Source organism: Pseudomonas sp. HN2-3 (genome assembly GCF_020691745.1).
Classification (GTDB): Bacteria; Pseudomonadota; Gammaproteobacteria; order Pseudomonadales; family Pseudomonadaceae; genus Aquipseudomonas; species Aquipseudomonas capeferrum.
The window spans coordinates 5,167,436-5,184,221 of record NZ_CP085704.1; the positions used below are offsets into that span (position 1 = coordinate 5,167,436).

Annotated in this window: 15 protein-coding genes; all 15 read right to left on the bottom strand. The window is 60.4% G+C overall.

The window, feature by feature from the left end; all coding sequences use genetic code 11:
- Window positions 1-67: 67 nt before the first annotated feature.
- A complete protein-coding gene (locus LJX93_RS23460) occupies window positions 68-1,387 on the bottom strand; it encodes a type IV secretion protein (RefSeq protein ID WP_095063831.1) in 1,320 nt (439 codons plus the stop codon).
- Between the two features lie 79 nt (window positions 1,388-1,466).
- On the bottom strand, window positions 1,467-1,739 hold the full coding sequence (locus LJX93_RS23465; RefSeq protein WP_095063832.1) for a hypothetical protein: 273 nt from the start codon (window positions 1,737-1,739) through the stop codon (window positions 1,467-1,469).
- 48 nt (window positions 1,740-1,787) lie between these two features.
- Window positions 1,788-2,987, bottom strand: coding sequence for an ATPase, T2SS/T4P/T4SS family (locus tag LJX93_RS23470; RefSeq protein WP_095063833.1), 1,200 nt, complete (start codon window positions 2,985-2,987; stop codon window positions 1,788-1,790).
- Complete coding sequence (locus LJX93_RS23475) at window positions 2,984-3,931, bottom strand: type IV secretory system conjugative DNA transfer family protein (protein ID WP_227696468.1); 948 nt, start codon at window positions 3,929-3,931, stop codon at window positions 2,984-2,986. The genes LJX93_RS23470 and LJX93_RS23475 overlap by 4 nt, the downstream gene beginning before the upstream one ends.
- A 14-nt stretch (window positions 3,932-3,945) precedes the next feature.
- Window positions 3,946-4,446 (bottom strand): DotD/TraH family lipoprotein, encoded by a 501-nt coding sequence (locus LJX93_RS23480; RefSeq protein WP_227696469.1) that lies wholly within the window; start codon window positions 4,444-4,446, stop codon window positions 3,946-3,948.
- Between the two features lie 81 nt (window positions 4,447-4,527).
- Complete coding sequence (locus LJX93_RS23485; RefSeq protein ID WP_227696470.1) at window positions 4,528-5,052, bottom strand: transglycosylase SLT domain-containing protein; 525 nt, start codon at window positions 5,050-5,052, stop codon at window positions 4,528-4,530.
- 2 nt (window positions 5,053-5,054) lie between these two features.
- Window positions 5,055-5,672 carry a hypothetical protein gene (locus LJX93_RS23490; protein ID WP_095063835.1) on the bottom strand — a complete coding sequence of 206 codons (618 nt, stop codon included), beginning with the start codon at window positions 5,670-5,672 and terminating at the stop codon, window positions 5,055-5,057.
- A gap of 109 nt (window positions 5,673-5,781) precedes the next feature.
- On the bottom strand, window positions 5,782-8,721 hold the full coding sequence (locus tag LJX93_RS23495; RefSeq protein WP_227696471.1) for a TraM recognition domain-containing protein: 2,940 nt from the start codon (window positions 8,719-8,721) through the stop codon (window positions 5,782-5,784).
- 11 nt (window positions 8,722-8,732) lie between these two features.
- On the bottom strand, window positions 8,733-11,795 hold the full coding sequence (locus LJX93_RS23500; RefSeq protein ID WP_095063837.1) for a type IV secretion protein DotO: 3,063 nt from the start codon (window positions 11,793-11,795) through the stop codon (window positions 8,733-8,735).
- Between the two features lie 63 nt (window positions 11,796-11,858).
- Entirely contained in the window at window positions 11,859-12,605 is a 747-nt protein-coding gene (locus LJX93_RS23505; protein ID WP_095063838.1) for an HNH endonuclease, read from the bottom strand.
- Window positions 12,606-12,678: 73 nt separating this feature from the next.
- The gene (locus LJX93_RS23510) at window positions 12,679-13,059 is read right to left on the bottom strand and encodes a hypothetical protein (protein WP_095063839.1); all 381 of its coding nucleotides are present in this window, start codon (window positions 13,057-13,059) and stop codon (window positions 12,679-12,681) included.
- A 37-nt stretch (window positions 13,060-13,096) separates the two neighbouring features.
- Window positions 13,097-13,681 (bottom strand): type IV secretion protein DotIE, encoded by a 585-nt coding sequence (locus LJX93_RS23515; RefSeq protein WP_095063840.1) that lies wholly within the window; start codon window positions 13,679-13,681, stop codon window positions 13,097-13,099.
- A gap of 14 nt (window positions 13,682-13,695) precedes the next feature.
- Window positions 13,696-14,316 carry a type IV secretion protein DotF gene (locus LJX93_RS23520; RefSeq protein WP_095063841.1) on the bottom strand — a complete coding sequence of 207 codons (621 nt, stop codon included), beginning with the start codon at window positions 14,314-14,316 and terminating at the stop codon, window positions 13,696-13,698.
- A gap of 10 nt (window positions 14,317-14,326) precedes the next feature.
- The gene (locus LJX93_RS23525) at window positions 14,327-15,769 is read right to left on the bottom strand and encodes a DotG/IcmE/VirB10 family protein (protein WP_095063842.1); all 1,443 of its coding nucleotides are present in this window, start codon (window positions 15,767-15,769) and stop codon (window positions 14,327-14,329) included.
- Window positions 15,766-16,785 carry a DotH/IcmK family type IV secretion protein gene (locus LJX93_RS23530; protein WP_095063843.1) on the bottom strand — a complete coding sequence of 340 codons (1,020 nt, stop codon included), beginning with the start codon at window positions 16,783-16,785 and terminating at the stop codon, window positions 15,766-15,768. The genes LJX93_RS23525 and LJX93_RS23530 overlap by 4 nt, the downstream gene beginning before the upstream one ends.
- Between the last annotated feature and the right edge of the window lies 1 nt (window position 16,786).

The window sequence follows — 16,786 nt, forward strand, 5'->3', positions numbered from 1 at the left end:
AAAAACAAAAAAGGGCCATCTTTAAAGATGGCCCTTTAGTGGTACTGATACGCTCAAGGCCGCACCGTCAGGGCGCACCCTCAGCAAGTGCTGCCGCCTGGGCCGCAGCATGCTTTTCTTGTTGCACTGCCTCGTAGCGCTTCTTGTCGGCATCCAGGTACTTGTACGCCGACATGGCTTGCTCAAGGCCGTTAACCGCCTTGTCGAGCTGAGGCTCTGCCAGCGACATACCCGCTTTGCACTCGTAAAGAAAGTGCGACAGGATCCCCGGCGCCTCCGGGAAGCCCGCCTGGCGCCCGATGGTCTGCAGGGCGTACCACATGTCCCGATCAAAGAAACGCAACCAGCGCATCTCGGCCGGTGGCAATACCCCCAGGCGCCGCGCCTGGAAGAACATGGCGAAAATGATGGTTCTGACAAACGCATGGGCGTGCAGGATCGCGCTTGCGTTAGGGTGCTTGATGTACTTCTGAATGATCGCCCGCGGCACTTCCAGTGGCACTTCAGGTTTCAACCACGCATAAGGCTCGGGCGCGCCCTGCCCCTTGCTGCCCTTGCCCGAAGGCGCTTTGAACTGGTCCCAGCACCAGGCAATCATGTAATCACTGTCGGCCATGGCCGCCTTGAAGGCGGCGTCGTCCAGGGCAGCATCCGTGGCAACCACGCGGGGTAGCGCGATGGCCACCAGCAGGGTTTCGGCAGGGGTCAGGTTACCCACCCGAGTCCAGTGCTGGCCCAACTGACGACGCATCACCTCGGTGGCTTTTTCACGATCCAGGGTAGGCGCCCAGCTGCGGTCCGCCTGCTCTGCCCACCCGCTGATCAGCAGGTGCTCATAGGCAAACTGGCGGGATGTCTGCGACATGCCGAACACCGGATGATCAAGCGGCTGAGCAATCAGGTCGAGTTCCGCGAACATACGCAGGTGCGGGTACTGCGCCTTGCTCTCTTGCACATAACTCTTGATGTTGTGCGTCTTGGTGAATTTGAGTTTGGGGTGGGTCTTGTTGATGCGGATGAACATGCGCACCGACAGCACCACCATCACCACAAGCAGGAACCCGTTCACCACCAGGGAAGACGAGGTGATTTCACTCCATGCCACCGTCGAAAAATCGCGCTGGCAGGCGCCGATAATACCGTCCGGCGCACACATCCGCCCGACCCATTGGTTGATCGAAGCAATACCCGGAAGCGCCGCGAATTCGCCCGCAACGCTCAACAGCCAGAGCTCCACGTAACGGATGTAGACATAGACAGTCGCAATCTTGTCATGGGCGAAAGACCATGCGCCCCAGCCCCCCAGGTACAGCACCAGAATGATGCCGATGAGCACGGCGGGGTCATCCCAGGTAAAGCTTCTTTGCCCACCGCCTTGCTGTTTCATTCAACGCCTCCCTGGGCCAAAAATGCCTTCACACCCGCAACGCCGCCAAGCCATGTGACGGCCCTGTGCAGCGTGCTTTCTACCTGACCAGCTCTTTGAGAATGTTGTGCGTGGTGCGCACCCGCCCTACCAGGAAAACCCCGGCCTGGCGAAACACCGCGCGCACGGTCATTTTTTTCACGACTTCGATGTAGACCAGGCCGAACGTCATGCACAGCGCCAACGGCAGCAGAAACTTCCACAACGCTGGCACCAGCAGCAACATCAACCAAGGCAAGGCGGCGCTTGCGTTGATGACGAAAAAGCGTGCCGGTGGCGCGCTTCTGCTCCAGTGGTACCGTCCCTTTGCCATAACCCCTCCAAAATCTCGTTTGCAATGCCATTACAGGGCGCTCCCGGCTCAACCGTGCCGCAGATCGCGGGCGGTCGACTCGCTGATCAAACCTGCTGCCAGCAGCCGATCTGCTTCAGCAGCAAAGGTATGCCCTTCCTCACGCACGAATTCGGCGACCCGCTGGGTCACACGGCCCATGTCGGTCAAGTCCATCAAGGTGTCGCGTACCTGCTCGGTGAACCGCAGCCAGGAACGAGCCGCCGTACGCTTGCCATCCACCGTGGGCACGAGCTTCTGCGCCATCATGAACCGGCTGGTATCGACCAGGTCGTAAATCGCGGTCGCCCGCTCCTGTTCGGGGAAGCGGGAGATCATCCTGCGCATGATCGCCGCGACATCCTTGGCGTGAACCGTGCCGAACACCGGGTGGCCTGTCAGCGACAGCTCGACCGCCGCCCGAATGGTTTCCTGGTCACGCAATTCACCGATCACACACAGGCCGGGCGCACGCCGCATGGCCTCGCGGTTGGCCCTGTAGAAGTCTTTGAAGTGCGTAGGGATCTGCGACTGCACGAAAATCGAATGCTTGCTCTGAATCTTTTCGTACGTGAATTCGATGGGCTCTTCGTGGCTGATCAGGTTGCCCTTGATCGGCGTGTCATTTTCAAGAATGAAGCGGTTGATGGCGGCAAAGGTGGTGGTCTTGCCATGGCCGGTCGCCCCCGCGATATACACGATGCCGTCACGCGGCGTGGCCATCCTCACGATGTCTTCGCTCAGGCCTACGTCCTGAATCCGCGGTGGGTCGTCGGGGATCGCCCGGATGACGATCTGGCAGGACGTATCGCCATGGCAGGCAATGGGCGAGGCGTTGACCCGGTAGGCATAACGCAGCCGAGCACCGCGGGCATCCTTGCGCTGCGGGTCGAACAACTCGTAGCGCTCGTTGACTGCAGTACCGGACACGATATCGGTGGTGGCTGTGTCGCGGTTGGCGGCCATCTTGAGCAGCTCGTTGACCTCCCCGACATCCAGCGCACGGCGGGTGACCGCATACAGACGGCCGTACTTCTTCACCACGACCGGCAATGCGGGCTGGATGAAGATGTCGCTGACGCCATGGCTCAGCGTTTCCAGCATCATCGCCTTGAACTGCTCGGCACGGTCGAAGCGAAAGGGGTCTTCATAACTGGTCAGCCGTTCCAGGCGCTCGATCATCGCACCGGGTTCCAGCATCATCACGTCATCGTGAAAGTCCTGCTTCATTGCGGCCCGCCTTCACTGCCCGAAGGCTGGGTGCGCAGCTCACCACCACCGGGCACGGCAAATGCCTTGGCCGCACCGGGCTGGCTGGAAACACCAGGCGCCGGCGCCGGGCTGGGTGCACGCGGTGCCGGCGGCCTACGCACAGGGTCGGCTGCGGTCGACGTTGCAATCGAACTGCGCCATACATTCATGTTGTCGTTGAACTGCGGCAACGCGGTGATGCGCAGCAGGGTCTCGTCCACCGCCATGGTCTGCCCCTCTTTGGTGACAGGGATCGCGGCACCGGAAATGATCGGCATCGTGATCTGGCCGTGGCGGGCGAACGTGCTGAAACGGCGCATGCCATCGATGTCGCGGTTCATCCGGTCGAAACCATAGGTGAGCATCAGGTTGGCCTGCTCGACGCCTTGCTTCCAACCGTCACGGACGGCCAATTTCCACACGCGTTCTTCTTCGTCCGAGCGTGGCATCAGCGCCGACACCAGGGACGTGCGGTCCATGGCGGGCAGCGGGAAGCTCAGATACTCGCGCCAGCTTGGCGGGACCGACGAAAAGCGTGCCTGCGACTCGATCTTGTAGGACGCGCCCGAAAGGCGAAGCGTGTAGTCACCGTCCTGGTTGTACAGGTCGCGCGCCTCGGTGATCACCGGCGGCACCACACGGTCCTGGATCATCAGGTTGCTGAAGTCGTAGACCGTATCGAACTCACGCTCGCGCTCCTTCAGTGCCTTGTTGATGTTGGTCAGCTGCCACGCCAGGCCAGCCTTTACCCCCACCTGCAATGCCGCATCGAGAATGGCCTCGCCGCGGGCCGCCGAGGCCTGGTTCTTCTCGTCACGCATGGCTTCCACGGCCGACCTGGCATCACCGGCGTCACCCTGCTGCTGAACATAAGCCGGCTTGTCGTAAAGGCGCTCAGCGTCTTCGAGGGTCATCGGGGGCATGTCCATCGCCATGTTCAGCCCCTCCCCAAAGCCAGCGGTACAGGCTTGTAGATCAGGCGCAGCGTGTTGGTGCTCTTGTCGAGTACCACATCGGCGCCGGTGTCGATCTGCACGCCCACATCCTTGAGTACGTTAATGGGCGTGGCTTTACGCACCCAGATGTTGATCGGCTTCAGGTCCACGCGCTTGCCGCTTTCGACATAGGCATAGCCATAGCGGCTGGCGAACGTCTGCAACAGCTCCTGGGGCTTGCCGATGAAGTCGATATCCACCTGGTCGGTGTCGACCGCAGCCTGCCTGGAGGCCGCTTTGACGCGGTCGGCCGTCAGCGACGAAACATAGTTGTGCTGCGAGTTGACCGCCACGGCCACCTTGTCCGCGATGATGCGGCTGGCAAAGGCCTCGGTGTCATCGGTGGTCGGTTTGGCAGAGCTTGCGCACCCGCCCAGCACAAACAGCGCAAGCAGCATGCCCCCAGCCTTGCAGCCGCGTGCACCCATGAGCATTCCTTTCATGTAAAAACTCCTGAAGTTGTCATTCTGATCGACCCGGCGTGCCCTACGCTCAAGCGCTTCGGGCACTGGCGGTAGCCTGTTCTACTGGTAGCTCACCACGTACTGGGCGTGGCGCTGCTGTTCGAGGTACTTGCCCCATTTCACCGCGAGCGGAATCAGGCCTTTCTTGTAGATGTCGTTGAATTTTTTGGTACGGGAATGGTAATTGGCAGCGCGGGTCCAGAAATCCTGACCGTTTCTTTCGTCGAGCTTCTGACGCAGCAGCCATGCTGCCAATTCCGCGTTGTAACAGCCCCGCCAGGCGACATCGGACTTGGTGATTGCCGGGTATGAGGCGAACACGCCTTTCGGGCCCCAATGGGTGGTGTTGATCTGGAAGTGGCCAAGGTCGAAAGTGCCGTTGCTGTTCGAGACACTCTGCCCGTTCTTGCCACTTTCCTTGCTGGAAATGGCCAGCAGCACATTGGCAGGTACGCCCTGGCGCTGGGCTGCCTGAACGACACATTCGATGTCCGCCGGCCGCACGGCATAAAAGTCGTCCGCCTGGGCCAGCGCGGGCCACAGCGTCAACGGGACGACTACGCGGTACAACCACTTGCCGGCCATGCTCAGATGATCCACTTCTGGTGCTGGAACCAGAACCAGAATGCCCCTTCGACGAACAACTGCCCTGTCGAGACCTGCCAGCAGCGGTAGGACTTCTTCATGCCGAAGACCCACAGCGCGAAGCCGATCGACAGCCAGTTCAGGGCCACCATCACGCCCGCGCCGGTTGCGAGCATGTAGATAAACCCGAGGATGGCGACAACGCTGGCGATGAAAAACGCCCTGGAATGCAACCGGTGGTTGCGAGCGATTCGGTCGATCTCATCGCGCTCGATGGTCGTCAGCTGTTCTTTGACCCGCTCGTTGCGATAGCGCGCGGCGTGGTCCCGGACCTTCTTGACGTCATCCTCTTCGAACAACGCAAAGTCGCAGTTGTTGCAGCCCCAGCTGTGCAGTACGCGGATCTTGCCCTTGGGGCTTTGTTCAAGCTCCTGGTGATCGCCTTCGGCCTTGAGCAGCACACCCCGCTCGCACTCCGGGCAGGCGGGGCTGAAATTCGACTGCCACAGCGACTTGATGTGCTGGTTGCCCATGCGCAGCTGGTTTACGCCCAACGCCGCCATCGGCATTTTGATGAACGCGTACTTCGCTACTTTCTTCCCTGTGCTGAACAGCCCCATCGCCTCACCATAGCATGCAGAAATTCTAGTTTCTGATTATCTGTCAGATTTATATCGTCGTCAATTTATGACACAACCATCAAACAGCTTCCGACCAACGGGTTGCCGCTTAGTTGCCTGGCTGCACCTTGATCAACTCGCGGCATCGCGCATCCAGGTCACTCAACTGTTTGCGTACCCCAGCCACGCCAAGTGCTTCAGGCTCGGGCGCGATGACATAGGCCGTTTCGCGGGCGATGGCATCGCAGGTAGTCTGGATCCGCTCCTGCGCGGCCCATTTGTCGGACAACGATTCAAAGCCCTCGCCGGCCGCCATCAGTTGCATGTCGAGCAACTGCTGCGGCTCGGCAATGGCCAATTCACCCTCCCACGCCGCGTCCAATACCTTTTCATCCGGGGCGGCAACCACCGGCGCCACTGCCGTCTCAGCGATCATGTCCGCCACGGCCAGCAGGCTTGCTTCGATCGACGCCTGGCTCAGCGGGTCAGGCTGCGGCGTGGGTGCAGGCGCAACAGCAACTTGCGCCACGGCCTCAGGCGCTGGCGTTACCGGCAAGGGCGCAGCGGCCGGTGGCTTTTGCAAACTGCCCGACAGATATGCCCCAAGTACAGCGAACGAGGTGTCCAGGCGGCCAAGCACAGGCCGGTCGGCATCTGCATAGTTATGCTCGAAGGCGCTGTGCATGCGAGCAAAGGTCGGGTCGCCCTTCACCACCGAGCGCACCCGCTTGGCGAAAGAGCCGTCTTTCAGGCTGTCGACAAACGCCTTGCGCGACGCCCTGCTCTGAGGCAGGTCTGAAGGCTCTGGCGGCTCGACAGGTATGAAGTCGTTGATCCGCATTTCTTTGGGTGCAGGGCCAGCGGTGTAGAAGCCAAGGCCACGGATAAGCGCCACGCCACCGGTTTTGCCATTCTGCGATTTCTTGCCGATCAGGAATGTGAATTCGCCGTTTTCCTGCATGGCGACGTCGTCGTAGTTCAACCGGCTACGCTGTTCGATCGCAACATTGTCGGACTGGCGCAGTTTTTCATTGGCGCCCCCCGGCGAGCGCTCGAAATTACCTACCATGGCCTGCGAAGACTCCGCCGCCGCACCCTGCACGCGCCGCCAGGTCTCGGACTCGGTACCCGAAGTCAGTCGGCCGACGGCCCGGATATTGGTGTTTTCCCAGGTGGCATCGGCTTCTTCGGCACTGGATTTTTTAAGCGAAGAGAAGTCCTGCGCGGCAAACGTCACGCTGAAGCCCAGGCTGCGCGCCTGGGCCGGGGCCACCGCGAAGCCGACCACGGCGTAATAGCCGTATTCATCGAGGATGGTATAGAACGGGAACTCCGAGCCCGTGGGGCGGCTGTCGATGATTTCGCGCACCACCCCTTCAACCCGGTTACCCAGGCAGCCGGCCATCATCTGCTTGATGCTGCCGACGATCATCTTGCCGAGCATGCGCATGCTGTCCGGTGCCCGCTCCAGTGCAGGCAGCAGCACCACCAGCAGCCGTCGGTTGATCACCACATCGTAGAAATCGACATCGCCGACCCGGGTCTTGAAGATGTGCCCATAGTTGAACGTCAGGTCGTTGAAGATCCGCCCCAGCTGCATCACGATGTAACCGTGTTGTTCGAGGGTCTTGGTTTCCTGCTTCTTCAACTTGGCTTTCTGATAGCCCGGCAGCGTCAGCAGGTACGAGCGCAACGGTGCGACGATGACATCAAACATGTCGCCGTATTTGCCACCGTGCTCCCACACCAGTTCTTCGATGATGTTCAGCTCGAAGTATTCCAGGTACTTCTCTGGCGACAGGTTGATGTGCCCCTTGTCACGCAGGTAGGTCAGTGGCCGGGTCAACGCCGCCACGAACATGATTGCGCGGCCTTTCCACATGTCGCCGCCACCGCCCGAGTCATCCATCAGCGAGACGATCAGCTCGATCAACATGCCGGACGAGGTGTTCCCCATCATGTTCATGTTGTTGGTGACCTTGTCGACCTGCTTCTCCACGAAGTCGCGGCCAGAGGTGATGAAGTTGATGATCAACAGGTCATCTTCACGCCCCAGGTAGCGCGACAGGCGGAATATTTCCTTCTGCAGCTTGGGGTCGCCCTTGCCATCGACATAGATGAAGCCCGTGTTCTGTACCAGTGCGTTGAACACGATGCCCAGCAACAGCTCGGTATTATGGGTGACCAGGCTGTCGTCGGTGATGTACAGGTGGTGTGGGTGATCGATCTCGATGCACTGGCACTGCGCCTGGCCGGCAGCGGTGACTTTCCAGACCTCTGCCCAACCGTCGAACTTGGCCGTACCGCGCTTCTTGCGCACCTTCGGCAGCATCACCACGACGCCACGGGCCATCAGCGCCCGAATGGCATCGGTGGTCACGGTATGGGCTTGTTCAGTGCCGTCCGGTTCGCGGCTGAGGACGCGCCACAGGTGGTCGCCGGTCGCCTGGGCACGGCGGCCGTCGCGCGTGGCGATGGTCCAGATCGGCTGGATGCCCTGCTCGATCACCCGCAACACAGCGGCGTGCTTGCCATCGGGTGTGCACACGCTATCGCCCACCTTGACCTGGCCCATCGCAACCCAGCCCTTCGGCGTGAGTACCTTGGCATGCTTGGGCTGAGGCTTGCCAGAACCGGTGGTGCCCAGTACCAGCTGGTGCGTCCTCAGGTCACTGTCGCCGGCGTAGATCTGCTCTTTGGTTTCCAGGTCGTTGCCGAAGAGGGTGACACCCTCGCCCTTCTTCTTGCCCTTGTAGGAACCATCGTTGACATCCGCCAGCTTTGGCACCCGGTACGGGAAATCGAACGCCCGGTTATCCACCGCCACGAACTTGCGCTTGAAGGCCCAGGCCAGCAGCAACAGCAGCTCACCCGAAAAAGGCACCTTGATCAGTACCAGGGCCAGGATCGGCAACGCGAACGTACCGAACACCGCACCTTCGGCAGATTGAAAGAAGTCACTGAAGCGCTGCCCGGCCAGGCGAGTATCTTTGCGCCGCCGGCTGCTGCTGACTTCATGCTGACGGGATGCGCCCTTGTACTGAGCCATCTGTCGCCCCCTTAAACCACGTCTTCGAATGCACTGGCGCTGATGTAGTCAGCGACCAAATCCTTGGCGATCCGCGCAATCACGGACTGCTCCATGTCGTCATCGACAAACTCGACGTCCTTGAACGTTTCGCGCTTGAGCCGCTCGACCATGTCCTTGCAGCCCCCTGACGGGAAGCGTCGGGCAAGCAGCGCCAACGCATCCGGGCGCGGCATATGCTCATAGAGCATGGTGCGCAGCTTGCGGTCTTCGGCGGTGGTGGTCAGTGCCCAGAGCCGCATCGGCCCGGCAGACATGGTGAACAGCTGGCTGTAACTGGCGTTCTTGGTCTCGAAACGCGCCAGGAACGTACAGCCGTGCTTGTTCGCACCGTGGACGAAATTGACCAGCGCATGTTCTTCGGTATCGGAAAGGCCAATGTTCTTGCGGAGCCAGTCGCGGGTTTCCTTGGTGCCCGAGTCGAGGATGAACGTGGCCGTGGCGATCTTGGTGAGCGGGCCGAAGTCCTCCATCAACTGGGAAGCCAGGATGATTTCCATGTTCCACTTTCGCGCCTCACGGCCGTCGGTCTGCATCTGTTCCTGAAGCCCGGAGTGGCCGCCCGTCTTGTGGAATTCGTCCATGCACATGACCTTGTATTCGTCTACCAGGTCGGCGACCAGACGCTCGTAGAACGGCAGGTACTTCTCGGTGAAGAAGGGGAAGTCCTCTTTCGAGAAGGCCACCTTTTTCATGAAGCACTGGCGAGCGATCATGTACATCAGTGCAGTCTGCTTCTTGGCCGAAGCAGAGCCCTGCAGCGCCACGTCCTGCAGGTCGAGGGCAACGATGCGGGCACTGCCCACGTCGAAGCGGGTGTGGTCGGAGAACACCGGGAAGTCGCCGACCGATTCGCGAATGCCAAGGATGAAGGCATCGACCAGGCTGCGCCCCACCTCACCAGAGCCTTCGTATTCGGCGCGAACCTCTTCGGTCGATGCCACCGCTACCAGATCATTGAGGGTCGGCACCGCATAGCGCTGGGTCACCTCGGCTTCGTACACCATGCCGGCGTCGAACATCGCATCGACCAGTTCCCAGTAGGTGGTGGCAGGAAGAATGCGGAAGCCCAGCTGCGCCACCGCCGTGTCCACCACGTCGTTGTGCCCGGGCTTGTAGGTCTCCGGGCTGGCCCGCTCGATCTTGTCGTCCTTGCGTCGGTAGGCCAGGTCGACCATGCGCCCCACAAAGTTGCTCATCCCTTCGTAAGGCTTTTCGCGCTCGGGCGGCGTCACCAGGATGGTCAGGAAGTTCTTGTTGAACTCACGGTCCTTTGGCAGTGGATAACGCTGGCCCAGCGGCGTATCAAGCGGGTTGATGCAGTCTTTTCTGGCGTTCTGCAAACGTTTGTACACCACCAGGTGATGAAGCCTGGGTGGCAGGTTGTCGCGAACAAGATCGCAGAAGCCGGACGAGGAAATCCCGATATCGGTAATGCCGATGTAGGGCAGGCCCGTCAGGCCCGGCATCAGGCAGGACTCGAAATGGTTGTTGTTCATCAACACCGATTTGCCCGAACCCGGCTTGCCGGCGATCAAGGTGATCCATGTGGTCTGCTGGGACGAGAAGCGCTGATACTTGAGGATCTTGCCATCCAGGCTACGGTAGATGGTCGACCCCTCCTGGAACGGCGACGCGGGCCGGGTCAGCGGCAGCATGGCCACCGCATCGCCCAGCGGCGCGGCCGCAGGGTCGCCGAGGTGCTTGGTGGTCAAGGCCAGGCAGTTGGACTGGAACGCCTGCATCGGGTTGCCGGTACGCTCGATGAATACCGGTTGCCCCCATGCCTCCAGGGTGCGCCACAGCTTCGATTTGCGCAGCGCAAGTTCCTTCACGCCTTTCTCGTCGGGGCTGGACCAGGTCATCGCGGCAATTTGCAGCTTTACCATGCACTCGCCGTCGCGCACACGCTCGCGCAGTTCTTTGGTGGCCAGGTTGATGTTGCGGTTCTGTTCGGAGGTGACCGAAAGCAGTTGGGCAAACAGGCTTTTCCAGGCCAGCACACTCATGCCATCGGAAGACAGCATGATCGACATGGAGTACGGCAAGGCCCTGGATACGCCGTTTTCCTGGGTTTCTGCACGGTTGAGGCTGTTGAACAGGGTATTGAAGTACTGCGGCTCTGCCGGCGGAATCGACATCAGCAAAGGCGCATACACCCGCGAGCCGACCCTAACGCTGGTGGGGTCTGGCAGCAGGCTTGTGCGCTGGCCACTGCCAATTTCGCCAGAGGTGACCATGATCTGACTGGGCAGCGTGGGGTACATGAACTCCGACTTGTCATTGCTGCGGTTGTTGGCCTTCCAGCGCATCGGGATTGCGCTGCCAGGAATGTAAGGCTTCCAGCTACGCGGAGTAATGTCGGGGTTCACCTTGGCACGGATTGCGCGAATCGCTTCGCTGACGTCGAGCACATCGGCCGAGCAGCCGAACTCGGGGGACGTCAGGTCTTCGGTAATCTTGGCGACGAAGGAAAGGTGGCGATCCTTGAGGTAGGAGATGGGGCGCAGCAGGTTCTGCGCCTCGGCGGTAGCGGGCCAGTCCGAGGCTTTTCTGAACTCGTTGGTGGCTTCGCGGGCCATCGTCTTTTCAGTCTGGTCAAGCAGCGCGGGCCGCGACCAGAACACCAGGTAGCATTCTTCGTCATACACATACTGCGCGTACTTTTTTACCCCTTCATTGATCAGGTGGCGTACGTTCAGGTTCAGCCGCTCGGCGGTAGCCGCCTGCTGCAAGGCGTTCTGCTCCAGCGGCGCGGTGGCATCCAGGTCACGGCTGAAGACAATCTGCAGGTGATGGCCGCGCACCTTGAAGTACACGGCAAGCGATGCTTCCAGCAAGCTCACGAGCCGTTCGAACTGTTCGCGACCCAGCACGCTCTTGGTGCCGTTGAAGCGCACGATGGAAGCCAGCGAACCGTCGTTGGCGACGATGGACTGCCCACCATCGACCGTCTCCAGATCGCAGTAGTCCTGCACGTCTGCTTTGAGCTGGCTCAGAACCGTCAGGATCACCGCCTCGAGTTTGTTAAACATGTCCTTGTTCTCCCTTGATAACGTTCTCAACGGCGAGGCTGATCAGCTCTGCGTTCGGGTGCATTAAGCAAAATGCTTGAATAGTTGGCCGGTCAATGCAGACCAACTGTCGGGCAAAAACAGCGCGCGGTTATGCGTTGCGTAGTATTCAAGTTGCCCGTCCTTGAATGCGCGTTTGGTGGGAAACAGGCGCAGCGGGGCCAGCCACTCACCACGCCTGGCGTATTCCTCATCACTGACCAGGTGCTTGCTGGCGAGTGTTTCTGCCACGCCAAGCACGGTGATCAGTTCACCGCCATACACTTCCTTGAGGGTGTCGCTGCCACGAAACTTGAACGCCGCCAGCAGGCTGGCCAGTTTCTCGTTGACGGCCACATCGCCCAGCAATTCGTTCACGTAAATACAACGGGCAATAAGGTTGATTTCGGTCTGCGTCAACTCCTGAACGGCCACGAAAAAGCCCGTGTTGTTCATGGCACACGCGCCCAGGTGATGCACCTGACGGCACAAGTTGCACGCAGTGACGAGATTCTCTTTGCTGCAATTTTCGGCATTGCCATCCAGCGCGTGAAGTTCCTGAAACTTGGCAGACTTGAAACCACAGAAGCGGCAGGTGTAATTGTCGCGCTGCCACACGGCCGTGCGAAGTTTGGCGTTCGCTTCACTCAGCAACGTGCGTTGGTCATCGTCGGAGCGCCAAAGCGGTCGACGCACACCAAATACCGGCTGGTTGGCAGTACGGCTGAGATAGCCACTTGCCAGGGTGGGGACATTGACGGCCTTGTTCTCAGGAGAGGGTTGTTCGCTCACGTCTGAAATCCCCGAAACGGTTATTGAGAATGCGGGGCATTGCGCCCCGCGCTACGGTAGGCGGCGCGCAGCCTTAGCCGACGGTGGTGTTGCGCATGATCCACATCACGGTACCGACACCCGCCATCAAGCCGCCGATGAACAGGCCGACGATGGCGGACAGTGGCTTTTCACGCTCGTCCTTGGAAGCTTTCCACAGGGTGTAAAGCGACATGGCCACGACCACGAAGCCACCAATCGACACCAGGGAGATCAGCAGCGTGGCACCGCCCTGGGCGGTGTCGTCGATGTTGGTCATGACATCGCTGGCCGTCTTGCCGCCAGAGGTATCCTGGGTCAGGTCGGTCTTGGTGATGGCGAATGCCGATGGCGCGGTCAGGGCGCCGACAGCAGCGGTAATTGCGCGAACTTTGGCCGAATCGTAAGCAGCTTTAAGGGTTTTGAGTGCTTTCATGAGTGACGCTCCTTGGGTTTCATAGTGCGTGAAGCCGTTACGACCACGGCGTGAAAAGTCCAACCAGATTGAATCCGATTGTGTTGTTGAGTACATCGCTGAACCATTTGAAGTTCCACGCCAAGATACCGCCAATAATCCACCCACTGGCAGTACCCAAGCCGGCTTGCGTTTGATTATTGTAATAACCGTTAACCGTCAACCAGCCTTTCACCATGGCAATGAAACCGACCACTTGCATGATGCCCAACAGGGCCAGCGTTGCCAGTTGTGCTTGCGCTTGCAACGTGCTCCCGGAAGAGGAATAAGACAGCATGCGCGAGTTGGCATAATCGCCTGTCAACGTGCGCGACATGATACCCATCCACTCCAGTGTGCCGATGGCCAGTAAAATCGAGCCAATGACCAATTGCACACACGCTGAACCGACGGAAAACCGCTGGCGCCCGGCAACATACTTCAATGCGTTGTCGTGGGTAACGCCCCAAATTTCCACCAACGCGGCAGAGGTCAGGTAAAGCCCGATAAGCGCGGCAATACCCTGGCACATCATGATCGCCGTCGGTATGACTTTACCGATGTTGACCATCACATCTACGAGATCGGCATATCCGGCTGCCATGTGTATTTCCCTATTTAAAGCGCGGGCGCGGTGACCACGATGCCACTGTTGCCATCCACCGCGAGTACATTCAGTTCACGCTGTACAGGCGGCAATCTTTCGCCGGCTTTTACGCTGTCTTCACGCTCGCCGCTCTTGACCCAGGCGCGGTGCCCGACAATCGCCTGCACCTTGTAGCCACTGGACTGCGGGATTGCATGGCCGCCTTTGGCAAGCCCTTGTGCCGGGGTGGCTACCGGGGCCTTGCGCGGCGGCTTGACGATGTCTACCCGCTGACGGCTCGCCTCGAAATAGTCCATGCGCTGGTTCAGCCCAGAGAGGGTGCTATCCAGCTGCTTGATCTGATTGAGCAGCAGCTGAGTATTGTGCTGGGATTCCTGACGCACGATCTTCAGCTGTTTCTCACTGTTCTGCTGGGCCTCGAGGGCGGCTTGCGCCTGCTCCTTGGACTTGGCCAACTCAATGCTCAGCACATCCATCCGCGGCTGTTGCGCAGCCTGCGCCTGGGCTGGCGTCATGCGCTTGGCTTTGGCGGGCGACGACGACACCTTCATCACCATCACGGCGATGAGGATGAGGGCCACGAAGCTGCCGGCAAAAACGCCTAAAAGTTTTCCGAACGACCAGTTCTTCATGTCGAACTCCTTATCGAGATTGATCGTGAACGTCTTGCAGGAAGAACAGGCCAAAGCCCTTGTTCGCAGGCGTCGCGTAAGTAGCAGGCCGGTTGAACCCACGGCGCACTTCCGAGGCGATGGAGGTACCCAGTTCGCCAACCGACATACCGATGACCTGCTTGGAGGAAGGCTCGGTGGTGGTCTGGGCCACTACGCCGCTCGGGCTGATGACCGTGGTGCCCGCCGTCTGCTGGTAGGCCCGGCCGTAACCGGACAGCAGCGAGGCAGCGCCCAGTGCGAAGTAGCGCTCCATGGTGTGGTGGTCCTTCGTCTCGGCAATGCCTTGCTTGGCATCGTCTTCGCGAAGCGCCACTGCACTGATACGCATGGTGGGGCGTGTGTCGTTTACCGGCGGCGCAAGAATGGTGAACTTGACGCGGATGTTGTCCGGCGCCTGCTCGATCTTGCCGATCAGTTTGGAGCCGTTCCACTTGCCGCCACGAATGGTTGCCAGGACATCGCCGCCGTCATCGGTGTTGACCTCGGCATCGAGCGTGGCATACATGATCGTGCCGGTCTTGATCAGCAATTCGCGGTCGGTATCGCCCACGGCCTCGATGGCGCTGGGGTCTTTCTTGTCCTTGGCGGTACGCGCCATAGCGCCCCCGTCGTCGGCCACAGCGCGCTCGGCCGGGTAGTAGCTGACCGTGCTGAAGCTGCTTTTTTCAGCAAACCCTTTGGCGCTTTCCGACTCGCCCATGAGCTGCTTGATCGACTTGAGCGTTTCGCTTTTCAGCTCGCTGACGTAGGCATCGCGCTCTTGGCGGGCCTTTTTCAGCTCTTCCTCCAGGCGCCGACGCTCCTGCTCCTCTACCTGGGCGTTGCCCGCACCACCTTGCTGGCGAGCCGCCAGCGCAGCGTTCGCCGCCTCTTCGCGGGGCGGTTGGCCGGCCCCGACATAGATCGGCGGCGGAGCACTGGTATCGTTGTAGGGTTGCCCAGGTACATTGAACTGCACCGCCTGATCGCGGGCGTAGTCCTTGCTGGTGGAGGCCACGATGTTGGGGTCGAAGCCCGGCTGATACGACATGCCGCGCTCGGCGGCCTGCTGAGCTTCCAGTGAGCTTCGCTGGTTGCGACGTTCGGCTTCGGCAGCCGAAATCGGATCGACCGACACTTCGGGCTGTGGCGCACGAGGCACATCGACCTTGGCTGTCTGGCCGACCGGCTCGTCCTTGGCGGTCATGCCGTTGTAGGCCAGCGCCCCCAACGCAACCACCACTATGCCGGCAGCAATCAGCGAGACCTTGCCAACACCCGAGCCGAACACGGCTTGCAGATTGCGCTGCATCTCGTTCGACTTGCGCGCCTTTTCCGACTTCCCGGCAGAGGCTTCGTCGCGATCGGCCACCAGGTGATCGTGCTCTTCATCAAAGCCTGCGTCACTGGGCGGTGTATTGTTCTCACTCATTGCAGATTCCCTTGCTCGATGAAGACGGTAACGGCTTGCCCACCGGTCGTGAACGTGACGCTGTTCTGCAAGCCGGCGTAGCGATACACGGCCACCCCAGTCGTGCTGCGCGCAGCGTTGGTGTACGCCGGGTACTGAGCGTCAGCCTTCGCTTTCACATACATGTTCTGGCGATAGCTCCAGGCCTCCACGCCATCCAACCCGGTCACCCTCAGGCGCAGCGCTTCCTTCGGCGGCACGCCATCGAGGAAGTAGGTCAGCGCATTGTCGATGCTTGGCATGTTCTGCAGGGCAACCGAGGCCGCAGCGTCAGGGTTGCGCCCTGGCACCTTGGCATCCACCCGCATGTCCACTTCCTCCTGGCCTGCGGCCAGAATCAGAATGATCGGGGTGGACAGGCCACGCAGGGTGACGGTCACGTTGCCGTAGGCAGCAGCAGTGGCTGGGTCCAGGGTCAGGATGTTGGTAGGCGTGACGCCGCCGCCCTGCCCCTGACCGCCTTGCGCACCGCGCTCGCGCCCATCGCTGAACAACTCACGGTTGATCGAGACGTTCTGGATCATCCACGGTTGCCCGGCATAGTCAGAGAACACGATCGATGATTGCTGGCCTTTGCTCAGGCGGACGATGGGCGGCGACACGCCCGGATCCAGGTTCAGTGCCAGGGTGCGAGTCACAGGCTTGGCCGGGCTGACGTAGGGCGTGGCTTTCTGTTTTTCACGATCGAGCCAGAGCTTTTTGACCAGCTCCAGTTGCGCAGGGGTCAGTTGCGAGTCCTGCACATCCTGAATGGTTTCGTTGACGACATCTTCCGGACGTGGGTAGACCACTTGAGCAGCGCTGGCTACTTGCCGACCGAGGCCGTTCATGGGCGGCAGGGGTGGCGCTTCATTGGCCTGCGCGGCATCGACTTGCCCGGCGCCATCGGCGGTAACGGGCGCGATTTGCGGCTCGTTGGCAAACGCAGGCATGACAATAGCGCTCGCAATCAACGATGCGATCAGATGCTTCTTCATG

What these genes read in the sequence shown, in the direction of transcription:
- LJX93_RS23475 (WP_227696468.1), bottom strand. Translation starts at nt 3,931, where the DNA reads ATGCCCCCGATGACCCTCGAAGACGCTGAGCGCCTTTACGACAAGCCG.
- LJX93_RS23470 (WP_095063833.1), bottom strand. Translation starts at nt 2,987, where the DNA reads ATGAAGCAGGACTTTCACGATGACGTGATGATGCTGGAACCCGGTGCG.
- LJX93_RS23530 (WP_095063843.1), bottom strand. Translation starts at nt 16,785, where the DNA reads ATGAAGAAGCATCTGATCGCATCGTTGATTGCGAGCGCTATTGTCATG.
- LJX93_RS23495 (WP_227696471.1), bottom strand. Translation starts at nt 8,721, where the DNA reads ATGGCTCAGTACAAGGGCGCATCCCGTCAGCATGAAGTCAGCAGCAGC.
- LJX93_RS23515 (WP_095063840.1), bottom strand. Translation starts at nt 13,681, where the DNA reads ATGGCAGCCGGATATGCCGATCTCGTAGATGTGATGGTCAACATCGGT.
- LJX93_RS23510 (WP_095063839.1), bottom strand. Translation starts at nt 13,059, where the DNA reads ATGAAAGCACTCAAAACCCTTAAAGCTGCTTACGATTCGGCCAAAGTT.
- LJX93_RS23485 (WP_227696470.1), bottom strand. Translation starts at nt 5,052, where the DNA reads ATGGCCGGCAAGTGGTTGTACCGCGTAGTCGTCCCGTTGACGCTGTGG.
- LJX93_RS23480 (WP_227696469.1), bottom strand. Translation starts at nt 4,446, where the DNA reads ATGAAAGGAATGCTCATGGGTGCACGCGGCTGCAAGGCTGGGGGCATG.
- LJX93_RS23465 (WP_095063832.1), bottom strand. Translation starts at nt 1,739, where the DNA reads ATGGCAAAGGGACGGTACCACTGGAGCAGAAGCGCGCCACCGGCACGC.
- LJX93_RS23500 (WP_095063837.1), bottom strand. Translation starts at nt 11,795, where the DNA reads ATGTTTAACAAACTCGAGGCGGTGATCCTGACGGTTCTGAGCCAGCTC.
- LJX93_RS23520 (WP_095063841.1), bottom strand. Translation starts at nt 14,316, where the DNA reads ATGAAGAACTGGTCGTTCGGAAAACTTTTAGGCGTTTTTGCCGGCAGC.
- LJX93_RS23490 (WP_095063835.1), bottom strand. Translation starts at nt 5,672, where the DNA reads ATGGGGCTGTTCAGCACAGGGAAGAAAGTAGCGAAGTACGCGTTCATC.
- LJX93_RS23460 (WP_095063831.1), bottom strand. Translation starts at nt 1,387, where the DNA reads ATGAAACAGCAAGGCGGTGGGCAAAGAAGCTTTACCTGGGATGACCCC.
- LJX93_RS23525 (WP_095063842.1), bottom strand. Translation starts at nt 15,769, where the DNA reads ATGAGTGAGAACAATACACCGCCCAGTGACGCAGGCTTTGATGAAGAG.